At 73.0% G+C, this 14,692-nt stretch carries 1 protein-coding gene and 1 pseudogene; both read right to left on the bottom strand.

All coding sequences use genetic code 11. From position 1 onward, the window contains the following. A pseudogene (locus tag VGX25_RS35640) lies at positions 1–12,953 on the bottom strand (SDR family NAD(P)-dependent oxidoreductase); the annotation flags it as partial. A 40-nt stretch (positions 12,954–12,993) separates the two neighbouring features. After that, the coding region (locus VGX25_RS09975; RefSeq protein WP_326917357.1) for an SDR family NAD(P)-dependent oxidoreductase at positions 12,994–14,692 on the bottom strand (1,699 nt) is incomplete at its 5' end.

Raw genomic sequence — 14,692 nt, 5'->3', positions numbered from 1 at the left:
GGCCGGCCGCGTGCCCTCGGCGGCCGGTCCGGACGGAAGCTCGGGCCAGAACGTGGTGCGCTGGAACGGATAGGTCGGCAGGGTCAACGGTCGGTGGCGGTCGGCATGTCCGGCCGCCCAGTCCACTGTGGTCCCCAGCTCCCATAACCGGCCCACGGCGGCGAGCCAACCCGGCCGGGCAGCACTGTTCGGAAGCACCGGCACCGCAGGGATATCCGGGACGTGTTGGGCGGCGAGGTCGCACATCACCCGGCCCGGTCCCGCTTCCACCAGCACGCCGGCCTGGCGGGCGAGCTGCCGCAAGGCTTCCTGGCCGGCGTTCACCCCGCCGGGCTGGCAGCGGCGCTCGGCCCAGAAGTACGGGCTCGCGGCCTGCACGTCGGTGAGCACTCCACCGTCGGCGAGGATCACCGGAATGCGCGGCGTGCCACGGGACATCCGGGCGATCTCCTCGGCGATCCGCTCCACCCCGAGTCCCGGGTCCAGGCTCGCCAGGCGCAGCGCGTCGGCCGGGCTGAACACCTCGGCGACGCAGGCGGCGACGAACTCGCCGATCCCGGCGCCGAGCACCGCCGCGGGGGTCAGCCCCCACGCACCCAGCAGTGCCACCAGGGCGTACTCGACGGCGAACGCGGTGTCGGCGCCGACGCATTCGTCGAATGCGGCGGCGAACGCCGGCTCGGTGCGGACAAGCTCCTCGACCGCGTCCGGGTCGGCCTCGCTGGCGGCCGGGAACAGGAACCCGGTGCGCTGCCTGGTTTCCGGCGCCGGGGTGGCGGTTTCGACGTCCAGCGCGCGGAGCCGGCGCACCGCGTCGGCGGTGTCCCGGCAGACCAGCGTGGTGCGCAGCGGCAGCGAGGCGCGGCCGGTCTGCACGGTGTAGGCCACGTCGGCCAGCTCGAGCTCGGGGTGCGTGTCGAGGTGATCGGCGAGCCGCTCGGCCGCCTGCCGAAGGCTCGTGCTTCCCATGGCGGACAAGGGAATCGCATGCCATGGCCGGGAGTCGGCGCCGGCCGGCGCCGGCTCGGCCCGCTCGACGATCACGTGCGCGTTGGTGCCGGACCAGCCGAACGAGCTGACCCCGGCCCGGCTCGCCCCACCGACGGCGGGGAACGGCTGGCGGGCGGTGGCCGGGCGCACCGGTCCGTCCAGGGTGACAACGGAGTTCGGCGTGTCCAGGTGGAGGTTCGTCGGCACCTCGCCGTGCTTGACCGCGAGCACCGTCTTGATCAGCCCGGCCATGCCGGCCGCGGCGAGCAGGTGGCCGAAGTTGCTCTTCACCGCGCCGACGACGAGCGGGCGCTCGGCCGGGCGGTCGCCGAAGATCTCCCGCAGCGCGCTGAACTCGATGGTGTCGCCCAGCTCGGTGCCGGAGCCGTGCGCCTCGACGAAGCCGATGTCGTCCGGGGCCAGCCCGGCGTCGGCGAGCGCGGCCCGGATGACCGCAAGCTGGGCGGCCCGGTTGGGTGCGGTCAGGCCGTTGCTCTGGCCGTCCTGGGTGATCGCCGAACCGCGGATCACAGCGTGAACCTGGCGGGCGGCCGCGGTCGCGTCGGGGACCCGCTGCAGCACCACGACCCCGCAGCCCTCACCGATGACGAAGCCGTCGGCGGCCGCGTCGAAGGACTTGGTCCGCCCGTCGCCGGCGAGCATGCCCATCTTGCACGCCCCGACGAACACGTCCGGGTGGATGATCGCGGAGCTGGCGGCAACCAGCGCGAGGTCACACTCGCCGCGCCGCAGGCTCTGCACGGCCAGGTGGGTAGCCACCAGCGACGAGGAACATGCCGTCTCCACGGTGAAGCAGGGCCCGCGCAGGTCGAGATGGTAGGCGATGCGCCCGGCCGCGGCGCTCGGCGAGCCGCCCAGCCCGAAGTAGGGGTCGTCGATCGGGGCCTCGCCCTCGGCCTCGGTCTGCCGCTTGAGGTACTGCCCGGAGTCGACGAGCCCGACGAACACGCCGGTGCGGCTGCCGCGCAGCCGGTCGGCCGCGATTCCCGCGTCCTCCAACGCCTCCCAGACCAGCTCCATCAGCAACCGGTGCTGCGGGTCCAGCCGCAACGCCTCCTGCGGAGACATCCCGAAGAACGCCGCGTCCCAGCCGGCGATGTCGTCGAGGAACCCGCCGTGCTTCGTGTAGGCCTTGCCCTTGGCCGAGCGGTCCTCGTCGTAGTAGGCCGCCGCGTCCCAGCGGTCCGCCGGAATCTCGCGCACCCCGTTCACGCCGTCCAGCAAGGCCCGCCAGTAGCGGTCCGGGCCGTCCGCGCCGCCCGGGAACCGGCAGCCCATGCCGACCACGGCGACCGGTTCGTCGATCGCCGCCGCAACGGGAACCGCCGCGGCGATTTCCCGGGGGATCGCCATCAGCTCGGCGCGCAGGTACTCGGCGAGCACCAGCGGGGTCGGGTGGTCGAAGATCAGGGTGGGGGCCAGGTCCAGCCCGGTCGCGGTGGCCAGCCGGTTGCGCAGCTCGACCGCGGTGAGCGAGAAGAACCCGAGATCCTTGAACGCCCGGCCCGGCTCGATGCCGGCGGCGTCGTCACGGCCGAGCACCGCCGCGGTCTTGTCCCGCACCAGGTCGAGCAGCAACTGCTCCTGCTCGCTTTCGGACAGTGTCGCCAGCGTGGCGGCAAGCTCAGACGCCGCCACGCCGGTGCCGCCGGTGTCCGATGCGGACGGTGTGAGCGCCCGGACCTCCGGCAGCTCGCTGATGAGCGGGCTGGGCCGGAACGCGGTGAACCGTGGGACGAACCGGTCCCAGGCCACGTCCGCGACCGTGACACAGGTGTCCGCCCGGTCGAGCGCGCGGCGCAGCGCCGCGACGCCCGCGCCCGGGTTCATCGGCAGCAGGCCGAGATCGCGCAGCTGCGCGCTGGCCTCGGGGGTTGCGGCCATGCCGATCTCGCCCCACAGGCCCCAGGCGACCGACGTGCCCGCCAGCCCTCGCGCCCGGCGCTGCTGCGCAAGGCCGTCCAGGAAGGCGTTCGCCGCGGCGTAGCCGGCCTGGGTTCCGCTGCCCCAGGTGGACGAGATCGAGGAGAACACCACGAACGCGTCCAGCCTGTCCCTACTGTCCACATCGAACAGCTCGCTCAGGTGGGCGGCACCGGCCGCCTTCGCCGACATCACCTCGGCCAGCTCGGCCATGCTCAGCTCGTCGAGCGGGCCGACCTGCAGCGCACCGGCCGCGTGCAGCACCGCCCGGATCTCCTCACCGCCCGCGCGCAACCACTCGACCAGCGCGGTCACCGCGTCCCGGTCGGCGGCGTCGCAGGCGTGCACGCTCACGCGGGCGCCGGACTCGGCAAGCTCGGTGCACAGCTCGTCCACGCCGGCCGCATGCGGCCCGCTGCGCGAGGTCAGCACCAGGTGCTCGGCGCCCGCGCTGGCCAGCCAGCGGGCGACCTTGGCGCCGATCCCGCCGGTGCCACCGGTGATCAGCACGGTGCCGCGCGGCACAAACTCCGCGGGCCGCGGATCGTCGGCGGCGTGCACCAGCCGCCGGCCGTACACGCCGCCGGGCCGGATCGCGACCTGGTCCTCGCCGAGGCCACCGAGCACATCAGACAGCCGGGCGACGTCCTCGGCCGTGGCCGCGTCGGGGAGATCCACCAGGCCACCCCAACGCTGGGGGTGCTCGAGGCAGACCACCCGGCCGAAGCCCCACACCGCGGTCTGGGCAGGGGAGATCGTCACGTCATCGGGCGCCACGGACACGGCTCCGCGGGTGGCGCACCACAGCGGCGCCGCCACGCCCGCGTCGCCGAGCGCCTGTACCAGGGCCACGGTGGCGGCAAGTCCGCCGGGCAGCTCGGGGTGCTCCGGGTGCGCGGCCTCGTCGAGGGCGAGCAGCGACAGCACGCCGCCGGGCCCGGGACCGCCGGCAAGGACCGTGCCGACCGCCTTGGCCAGGACCGCGCGATCGGCGTCGGCGTCGGCCACGACGACCTGCCGGACCTCGACGCCGCGCTCGGTCAGGGACTTCAGCGCGCCGGCCACCCACTCGTGGCCGGCCTGCCGTTCCGGGATCGCCGCCAGCCACCAGCCCGACACCGGCGCCTCCGGGGCACCGTCCACCGGGATCCAGGTCTCGCGGTACCGCCAATTGTCCACATCGGACTCAGTAGCCCGTTCGGCCGGCGGCAGGCCCACCGCGCAGGACGGCGCGAACCCGGTGCCGCCGCTGGCGAGCCAGTACGGCTTGTGCTGGAAGGCATAGGTCGGCAGCTCGACCGTGGTCGCGCCGCTGCCTTCGAAGTAGGTTTCCCAGGTCACCGGCACGCCACGCACCCACAGCCCGGCGAGCGCATCGGCCACCGGCACACCGGCCACATCGGAGGGTGTGACGGTGCGGATCCCGTCGGCGGCGAGCCAGTCAAGGCCCGCGGACCCGCTCGAGGCTTCCGCGCGCCGCAGCCAGTACTGCGGTGTGCGGGCCTGCTCGTTCGTGACCAGCCGGCCGGTCGCGTCGGCGACGATGGAGATCGTCGGGTCCCGGTAGGACACGGCGCCCAAGACCTCACGGAGATCGCCGCCGTCGCTGACCATCGCGGCGAGCACCGCGCAGGCGTCGGCGAGCGACCACACACCCGCGACGTGCGCCACGGCCACGTCGTCTCCGGTCACGTAGTCCGGGCGCACACCGAAGGCTTCCAGCAAGCGGAACACCGCGACGCCGGTGGCGAACGACTCGGCCCGTGCGGGCCACGGCCGACCGGCCAGCAGCTCATCGAGCCGTGCCCGCACTGTGTCATGAGCGGTGGCGAACGCCGGAACTTCGCGCAACCGGGTGAGTTCCGGCACCTCCTCGGGGAAGGCGAACCCGACGCTCGGCTGGCTGAACGCCACCCCTTGGCTCAGGTTCGCCGCGGGTACCCCGCCTGCCAACGCATCCAGCACGGCCAGGTAGGTGTCCCGGTCGGGTGCCGTGATCACCGCGCGGTACTCGAGCGTCGCTCGCGTGGTGGCGAGCGAGAATCCGACGTCCACTGGGCGCAGGTCGGGCCGGGCGGCGATGTGTTCGCGTAGCCGCGCCGCCTGCGCGCGCAGGGCCTTGTCGGTCCGGCCGGAGATCACCCACGGCGCCACGGCCGGCGGGGACCCGGCGGCATCGGCCGGTTCCGCCGGCGGGGCCTGCTCGAGGATCACGTGCGCGTTGGTGCCGCTGATGCCGAACGACGACACCGCGGCCCGCCGCGGCCGGCCGGGCTCGGGCCAGTCGCGAGCCTCGGTGAGCAGCTCCACCGTGCCCGCGGACCAGTCCACCTGGGACGTCGGCCGGTCCACGTGCAGCGTCTTGGGCAGCACGCCGTGCCGGATGGCCTGCACCATCTTGATCACGCCGGCCACCCCGGCCGCGGCCTGGGCGTGGCCGATGTTGGACTTGACCGAACCCAGCCACAGTGGACGGTCGGGTGGGCGGTTCTGTCCGTAGGTGGCCAGGATCGCCTGTGCCTCGATGGGATCGCCGAGGGTGGTCCCGGTGCCGTGCGCCTCGACGGCGTCGACGTCCTGTGTGGACAGTCCGGCGCTGGCCAGCGCGGCCCGGATCACCCGCTGCTGGGACGGGCCGTTCGGCGCGGTAAGGCCGTTCGAGGCGCCGTCCTGGTTCATCGCCGAACCCCGCACCACGGCAAGGATCCGGTGGCCGTTGCGCTGCGCGTCCGACAGCCGCTCGACCAGGAGCATGCCGGCGCCCTCGGACCAGCCGAACCCGTCGGCGGCCTCGGCGAACGCCTTGCACCGCCCGTCCGGCGCGAGGCCCCGCTGCCGGGAGAACTCCACGAACACCGCGGGCGTGGCGATCACGGTGGCGCCGCCGGCGAGCGCCAGGTCGCACTCGCCGGCCCGCAGCGCCTGGCACGCCCAGTGCAACGCGACCAGCGAGGACGAGCACGCCGTGTCGATGGTGGCCGCCGGCCCTTCAAGGCCGAGCACGTAGGAGATCCGGCCGGACGCCACGCTGCCCGCGGTTCCGGTGCCGACGAGCCCCTCGACCTCCTCGGCGCCCTCGGTCAGTCCGGTGCCGTAGCCCTGGCCGAGCACGCCCACGTAGACGCCGGTCTGGCTGCCGCGCAACGAGGTCGGGTCGATGCCCCCACGCTCGAGGGCCTCCCAGGCCACCTCGAGCAGCAGGCGCTGCTGCGGATCCATGGCCAGCGCCTCGCGCGGCGAGATGCCGAAGAACTCCGCGTCGAAGTGGGCGGCGTCCGGCATGAACGCGCCGTGACGCACGTACGACTTGCCGAGCTTGGCGGGATCCGGATCGAACAGGTTGTCGACGTCCCAGCCACGATCCGACGGCAGTCCGGACAGGACGTTCTCGCCGCCGTCGACCAGCCGCCACAGGTCCTCCGGTGATCCGACGCCGCCCGGATACCGGCAGGCCGCGGCCACGATCGCGATCGGCTCGGAGCCCCGCGCCTCGATGTCGCGCAGCCGCAGGCGGGTCCGGTGCAACTCACCGGTCACCCGGGTCAGGTAGTCGCGCAGCTTGTCGGCTTCGCTCACTGGATTCACACCCCGAGGTTCTTGTCGATGAAGTCGAACAGCTCGTCGTCGGTCGAGGATGCCAACCGCGCCTGCACGTCCAGCTCTTCCGAGGTCTGCTCGCCCGTCGCGGTGGCGAGCAATGTCCGCAACCGCGCCACGATCCGGCCGCGGACAACGTCGTCGCCGGCCAACTCCAGCACCGCGGACTCCATCCGGTCGAGATCGCCGAACAGCGACTCGACACCGTCAACACCATCCTGGACCAGCTCCGACGCCAGGTGCTTGACCAGCGTGCCCGGGGTGGGGTAGTCGAAGACGAGCGTGGCGGGCAACCGAAGTCCGGTCGCGGCGTTGAGCCGGTTGCGCAGCTCCACCGCGGTGAGCGAGTCGAAGCCCAGCTCGGTGAAGGCCCGGTTGCGGGTAATGGCGTCGGTGCCGGTGTGCCCGAGCACGGCGGCGACGTTGGTGTTGACCAGTTCCAGCAGCGTCCGGTCCTGCTCGGCCGCGGGCATGCCGGCAAGCCGTTGCCGCAGCGCGGATGCCTGCCCGGCGTCGGCGGACCGCGCGGTGCGCCGGACCCGTACCAGGCCGCGCAGGATCGGCGCCACGGGCGTGCCGCCGGCCCGCAGCGCGGCGAGGTCGAGCTTCATCGGCACCACCACGGCCCGGTGCAGCTGGCAGGCGGTGTCGAACAGCGCCATGCCCTCCGCAGTGGACAGTGGCACGGTTCCCGCCCGCCGCAACCGGGCCAGATCGGCCTCGTCGAGGTGGCCGGTCATCCCGCTGGCCTGCTCCCAGAATCCCCACGCCAGCGCCGTGGCCGGCAGGCCAGAGGCCCGGCGGTGCTGGGCAAGCGCGTCCAGCGCGGCGTTGGCCGCCGCGTAGTTCCCCTGCCCCGGCGCGCCCATGATCCCGGCCGCCGAGGAGAACAGCACGAACATCGCCAGATCCAGGTCTCGGGTCAGCTCGTGCAGGTTGACCGCCGCGTCTACCTTGGGCCGTAACACCCGCTCCACCTGGTGCGGGGTCAGAGATTCCACCGTCGCGTCGTCGAGCACGCCGGCAGCATGGATCACTCCGGTCAGCGGGCGGTCCAAGCCGTCGAGCAGTTCGGCCAGCGCGTCCCGGTCGGCCGCATCGCAGGCGGCAATGGTGACGGTGGCACCCAGCTCGGCCAGCTCGTCGCGCAGCTCGGCGGCGCCGTCGGCGTTCGGGCCGCGGCGGCTGGTGAGCACCAGATGCCGCACTCGATGCACCTCGACCAGATGCCGGGCCAGGTTGCCGCCCAGGACACCCGTGCCGCCGGTAATGAGCACAGCGCCGTCGGGATCCAGCGGGCGCGGCATGGTCAGCACAATCTTGCCGATCTGCTTGGCCTGGCTCAGCTGCCGGAACGCCTCGACCGCCCGAGTGATCTCCCACGTGGTAATCGGCGGCAACCCCAACGCCCCCGCCTCGAACAACGCCACCAACTCGTCGAGCATCGCGCCGGTCCGCTCCGGGCCGGCCTCGATCAGGTCGAAGGCCCGGTAGGCAACCCCGGGGTGATCCCGGGCGACCTCGTCGGCGTCGCGGACGTCGGTCCGGCCGATCTCGATGAACCGGCCACCCCTTGGCAAAAGCCGCAGCGACGCGTCGACGAACTCGCCGGCCAGGCAGTCCAGGATCACGTCGACACCCTGACCGTCGGTGGCGGCCAGGAACCGCTCTTCGAACTCCAGCGTCCGCGACGAGGCAATGTGGTCGTCGGCCAACCCCATGCCCCGCAACGCATCCCACTTACCAGGGCTCGCCGTGCCGAACACCTCGGCGCCCAACGACCGGGCCAGCTGCACCGCGGCGATGCCGACGCCACCGGCGGCCGCGTGCACCAGCACCCGGTCGCCCGCGCCGACCCCGGCCAACTCCTTGAGCCCGTAGTAGGCCGTCACATAGGTCACCGGGACCGACGCGGCCTGCTCGAAGGACCACCCGCTCGGCATCCGCCGCAGCATCCGGTGATCGGTCACGGCCACCGGGCCGAACGATCCGCCGATGAAGCCGAACACCTTGTCGCCGGGGGCCAGACCGGTGACGCCCGGCCCGACCTCCAGCACCACGCCGGCACCCTCGCCGCGCTGCACCTCGGGTCCCTCGATCATGCCCAGCGCGATCAGCGGATCCCGGAAGTTCAGGCCCGCGGCCCGGACCTGGACCCGAACCTGGCCGTCCGCCAACGGTTCCAGCACCTGCGGGCACGGCACCAGCTCGATGCGGTCCAGCGTGCCCTTGTTCCGACCGTCCAATCGCCACACCGGGGCACCCACCGGCGGAACCAGCTCGCCGTCCGAGCCGGCCCTGCCGAGGCGAAGCGCGAGCAGTTCCCCCGTCCGGATGGCGAGCTGGGGTTCGCCGGCCACCAACGCCGTGGGAACGGCGGCAAGCGAGTCGGGGTGGTCGTCGATGTCCAGCAGCACGAACCGATCGGGATGCTCGGACTGCGCCGTCCGCACCAATCCCCACGCGGCGGCCTGGGCCAGCTCGCAGTCCTGCCCGTCCTCGGTGGCCATGGCGTTGCGCGTGAGGAACACCAGCCGCGCGCCGGCCAGGTGGTCGGCGGCCAGCCACGCCTGGATCAGCCCGAGCACCCGCTCCGTGACCTCCCGCACCGCCCCGGCCGGCACGGCGTGGATGACCGCCTCGGGCGCCGGCTCGATAGCGTCGAGATCCGAATAGGACTCGGCTTCCAGCCCCAGGGTGTCGGCGCCGAGCACGACATACCTACCCGCGTCGGACCGCTCGGCCGGGACGGATGTCCACTGCAGACCGAACAGCGAGTCCCGCCCTCCGGTTGTGCGGGTACCCAGCGCGTCGGGGTTCACCGGCCGGCTGGTCAGGGATTGCACGGTGGCAACCGGTGCGCCCGTCGGGTCGGTCAAATGCACTGCCACCGCGTCCTCGCCGGTGGGGACGAGCCGCACCCGCACGCCGGTCGCACCGGTGGCGTGCAGGCCGATTCCCGCCCAGCTGAACGGCAACCGCACCTCGACGTCCTCGCGGCCGGCCAGAATCCCGTGCAGGGCCGCGTCGAGCAACGCCGGGTGCAGCCCGAAGCGCCCGGCGTCGGCGGTCTGCTCCTCGGGCAGGGCGGCCTCGGCGAAGATCTCCTCACCGCGCCGCCAGACCTGGCGCAGGCCCTGGAAGGCCGGGCCGTAGCCGAACCCGGCCGCGGCCAGCTCCTCGTACAGACCGTCCACAGTGACCGGTTCCGCATCGGCCGGTGGCCACTGCGCCGGGCCGGGCTCCGCCACCGGCTGGTCCGGACCGACCACCCCGGTGGCATGCTGGGTCCACGGCGCCTCCGGCGGCGCGGCGTCGTCCCGGGAGTACACGGCCACCGACCGCCGCCCGTCCTCCTCCGCCCCGCCGAGGATCACCTGCAGCTGCACGCCGCCCTGCTCGGGTAGCAAGAGGGGGGCCGCCAGGGTCAGCTCCTCGAGAACCTCGCAGCCGACCTCTTCCGCCGCCCGCAGCACCAACTCGACGAGCGCCGCGCCGGGCACCAGCACCGTGCCGTTGACCGCGTGATCGACCAGCCACGGCTGCACGGACCGCGACAGCCGGCCGGTGGCCACCACTCCCCCGGTGTCCGGCAGCGCCACCGCCGCGCCAAGCAGCGGGTGGTCGATCCCGGTCTGCCCCAGTCCGGCCGCGTCCACCGCGCCGGTGCCCGGGATGAGCCAGTACCGCTCGTGCTGGAAGGCGTAGGTGGGCAGCTCCACCGTGCGGGCGCCGGTGCCGGCGAACACCGTGGTCCAGTCCACCGCCACACCGGCGCAGTGGGCCTGGCCGAGCGAGGTGAGGAACCGGTCCAACCCGCCGTCGTCCCGGCGCAGCGTGCCGACCACCGACGCGTCGGCCTCGTTCTGCTCGATCGAGTCCTGGATCGCGGTGGCCAGCACCGGGTGCGGGCTGACCTCCACGAAATGCTGAAACCCATCGGCCAGCATGGTTTCCACGGTGTCGGCAAACCGCACGGTGCCGCGCAGGTTGCGGTACCAGTAGTCGGCGTCCAGCTCGGTGGTGTCGATGACCTGGCGCGTGACCGTGGAGTAGAACTGCACCTCCGCGGGCTTGGGTTCGATCTCGGCCAAGCTGTCGAGAATCTCCGCGCGGATCAGTTCCACCTGCGGCGAATGCGAAGCATAGTCGACCGGGATCCGCTTGGCCCGAACCTCCCGCCGCGCACACTCGGCCAACAACTCGCCCAACGCGTCCACCCCACCGGACACCACCACGGCGGCCGGGCCGTTGACCGCCGCGACACCCAGCGCCCCGTCCCACCGCCCGACCAGGTCCTCCACCTGGGCCACCGGCAGCGGCACCGACACCATCCCGCCCATGCCGGCGATGGCGGTAATCGCCTTGCTGCGCAAGGCGACCACCCGCGCCCCATCGGTAATCGACAGGGCGCCGGCCACACACGCCGCCGCGATCTCCCCCTGCGAATGCCCCACCACTGCAGCCGGAACGACCCCGTAAGACCGCCACACCGCCGCCAGCGACACCATCACCGCCCACAACGCCGGCTGCACCACATCCACCCGGTCCAACGACACCGCGTCCGGCTCCCCACGCAGCACCGGCCACACCGACCAGTCCACATGCGACTTCAACGCCGCCACACACTCCCCAAGCGCCCGCGCGAACACCGGCGACGACTCCAGCAACCCGGCGGCCATCCGCACCCACTGCGCGCCCTGGCCGGGGAACACCAGCACCACCCGGTTCTGACCGACGCCGCTCGCTTGCCCCTGCACCAGCTCGGCCGCCGACTCCCCGGCGGCCAGCGCGGCCAGGCCGCGCCGGAACCCGTCCCGGTCGGCCGCGGTGACCACCGCCCGGTGCTCGAACGGCGCCCTGGTGGTGGCCAGGGAGAAGCCCACGTCCACCGCGCGCTCGTCCGGCCGGGCGTCGACCAGCTCGCGCAACCGCGCGGCCTGCCCCCGAAGCGCCTCCGGCGACCGCGCCGAGATCAGCCACGGCACCACCGGCAACGCGTCCGGCTCGCCCTCCCCGGCGGCGGGCGGCTCGGCCGGCGGCGCCTCCTCGATGATCGCGTGCGCATTGGTGCCGCTCATGCCAAACGACGACACCCCGGCCCGCCGCGGCCGGTCGGTGGCCGGCCAGTCCCGTGCCTCGGTCAGCAGCTCGACCCGCCCGGCCGACCAGTCGACCTGCGGGGTCGGTTGGTCCACATGCAACGTCCGGGGCAGCATCCCGTGCCGCATGGCCTGCACCATCTTGATCACACCGGCCACCCCGGCGGCGGTCTGGGTGTGACCAAGGTTCGACTTCACCGAGCCCAGCCACACCGGCCGGTCCGCCGGCCGGTCCTGCCCGTAGGTGGCCAGGATCGCCTGCGCCTCGATGGGGTCACCCAACGAGGTTCCGGTGCCGTGCGCCTCGACGGCATCGACGTCCAGTGTGGACAGACCCGCGTCGGCGAGCGCGGCCCGGATAACCCGCCGCTGCGCAAGGCCGTTCGGCGCGGTCAGCCCGTTGGACGCGCCGTCCTGGTTGGTCGCCGAACCCCGCACCACCGCAAGGATCCGGTGCCCGGACCGCCGCGCGTCGGACAGCCGCTCCATCGCCAGCATGCCGACGCCCTCGGACCAGATGGCTCCGTCGGCCGTCGACGCGAACGACTTGCACCGGGCATCCCGCGCGATGGCCCGCTGCCGGGAGAACTCGACGAACGAATCGGGGCGGGCCATCACCGTCACGCCGCCGGCAAGCGCCAGCGTGCACTCGCCGCGCCGCAACGCCTGCACCGCAAGGTGCACCGCCACCAGCGACGCCGAGCAGGCCGTGTCCACGGTCAGCGCCGGACCCTCCAAGCCCAGCGCGTACGCCACCCGGCCGGACGTCACGCTGGCGGAGGTGCCGGTGGCCAGCAGGCCCTCCAGCTCCTCGGGCGCCTTGTCCATGCCGATGGCGTAGTCGCAGTACAGCACGCCGGCATACACTCCGGTTCGGCTGCCGCGCAACGAGGTCGGGTCGATTCCCGCGTGCTCGACCGCTTCCCAGGACACCTCCAGCATCAACCGCTGCTGCGGGTTCATCGCCAGCGCCTCCCGCGGCGAGATACCGAAGAACCCCGCGTCGAAATCGCCCGCGTCGTACAGGAAACCGCCGTGCCGGACGTACGTCTTGCCGAACCGTTCCGGATCCGGATCGAACAGGTTCTCGATGTCCCAGCCGCGATCCTCCGGGAACGGGCCGATGGCGTCGCCGCCGTCGACCACCAGCCGCCACAGGTCTTCCGGCGAGCGCACCTCGCCGGGGAACCGGCAGGCCATGCCCACGATGGCGATCGGCTCGAATTCCTTCTGCTCGGCCTCGCGCAGCCGGCGGCGGGTCTCCCGCAGGTCGGCGGTGACTCGCTTGAGGTATTCGAGGTACTTCTCTTCGGTCGCCACTGCTGTCACTCCCTTGCGGGCCTTGGAAAATCGAGGCCGATCAGGACGCCCTCAGCTCGTCGTCGAGCAGGTCGAAGATCTCCTCCGCGGTGGCCGAGGCCAGATCCTGATCGTCCGCGGACTCCGCCCCGCCATGAGCCGGGTCGGTCCAGCTCGCCAGCAGGCGCCGAAGCCGCACGGTGATCTCCGCGCGCTCGGCCTCGCCGGCGTCGGTCGCCGCCAGGATCGACTCCAGCCGCGCGATCTCCTCGGTCACCGAGACGGTCGATGCCGCCTCGCCCACCAGCTCCGAACGCAGGTACTCGGCCAGCGCGTGCGGGGTGGGGTAGTCGAACACCATGGTGGCGGGCAGCCGCAGCCCGCTCGCGGCGTTGAGCCGGTTGCGCAGCTCCACCGCGGTGAGCGAGTCGAAGCCCAGCTCGCTGAACGCCCTGGTCGGGGTGATCGCGTCCGCGCTGGTGTGGCCGAGCACCGCGGCCACGTGCGTGCCGACCAGGTCAAGCAGCAGGTTCTGCTGCTCCGTTGTGGACAGTGCGGGCAGGCGTTCGCGCAGCATGGAGGACTGCCCGGCGGACGCGGTGCTGGCCACCCGCCGGATCCGGACCAGGCCGCTGAGCACCGGCGACACCGGGGCCGAGCGGGCCTGCGCCTGCAGTGCCGCGACCTCAAGCCTGATCGGGACGAGCAGCGCCCTGGCGAGCTGGCCCGCCGCGTCGAACAGCGCGAGGCCTTCCGGTGCGGAGAACGCGGTGATACCGCCGCGGGACATCCTGGCAAGGTCGGTCTCCTCCAGCCGGCCGCCCATCCCGCCGGCCCACAGCCCCCACGCCAGCGAGATGCCCGGCAGGCCCTCGGCGCGCCGCCGCTGGGCGAGCGCGTCCAGGAACGCGTTCGCCGCCGCGTAGTTGGCCTGGCCGGGCGCGCCGACGATGCCGGCGGCCGAGGAGAACAGCACGAACATCGCCAGATCCATGCCGCGGGTCAGCTCGTGCAGGTTCACGGCCGCGTCCACCTTGGCCCGCAGCACGGTGTCAATCTGTTGCGGCGTAAGGGACTCCAGCGTGCCGTCGGCCAGCACACCGGCCGCGTGCACCACCCCGGTCAACGGGCGGTCCATGGCGAACAGCAACTCTCCCAGCGCTTCCCGGTCGGCCGCGTCGCACGCCGCGATGTCGACCACCGCACCCAGGTCGGTCAGCTCGTCACGCAACTCCGCCGCGCCCTCCGCGGCGAGCCCGCGCCGGCTGGTCAGGATCAGCCTGCGGACCCCGTGCGCCTCGACCAGATGCCGGGCCACCGCACCACCCAACGCCCCGGTCCCGCCGGTGATCAGCACGGCGCCCCCGGGGTCGAGGGGGCGGGGCATGGTCAGGACGATCTTGCCGATCTGCTTGGCCTGGCTGAGATGCCGGAACGCCTCGACCGCCCTGGTGATCTCCCAGGTGGTGATCGGCGGCATTCCCAGCGCCCCCGCCTCGAACAGCTCGATCACTTCCTGAAGCATCTCCCCCATGCGCTCCTGGCCGGCGTCGACCAGATCGAAGGCCTGGTAGGCGACCCCGGTGTGGGCCTCGGCGACCTCCGCGGCGTCGCGGACGTCGGTCTTGCCGATCTCGATGAACCGCCCGCCCCTTGGCAAAAGCCGCAGCGACGCGTCGACGAACTCGCCGGCCAGGCAGTCCAGGATCACGTCGACCCCCTGACCGTCGGTGGCGGCCAGGAACTGCTCCTCGAACTCC

Origin of the sequence: Actinophytocola sp., assembly GCF_035942955.1 — a bacterium.
Lineage (GTDB): Bacteria > Actinomycetota > Actinomycetes > Mycobacteriales > Pseudonocardiaceae > DASYTH01.
The sequence above is the reverse complement of the archived record's forward strand: the minus strand, read 5'-3'. Positions and strand labels throughout refer to the sequence as shown.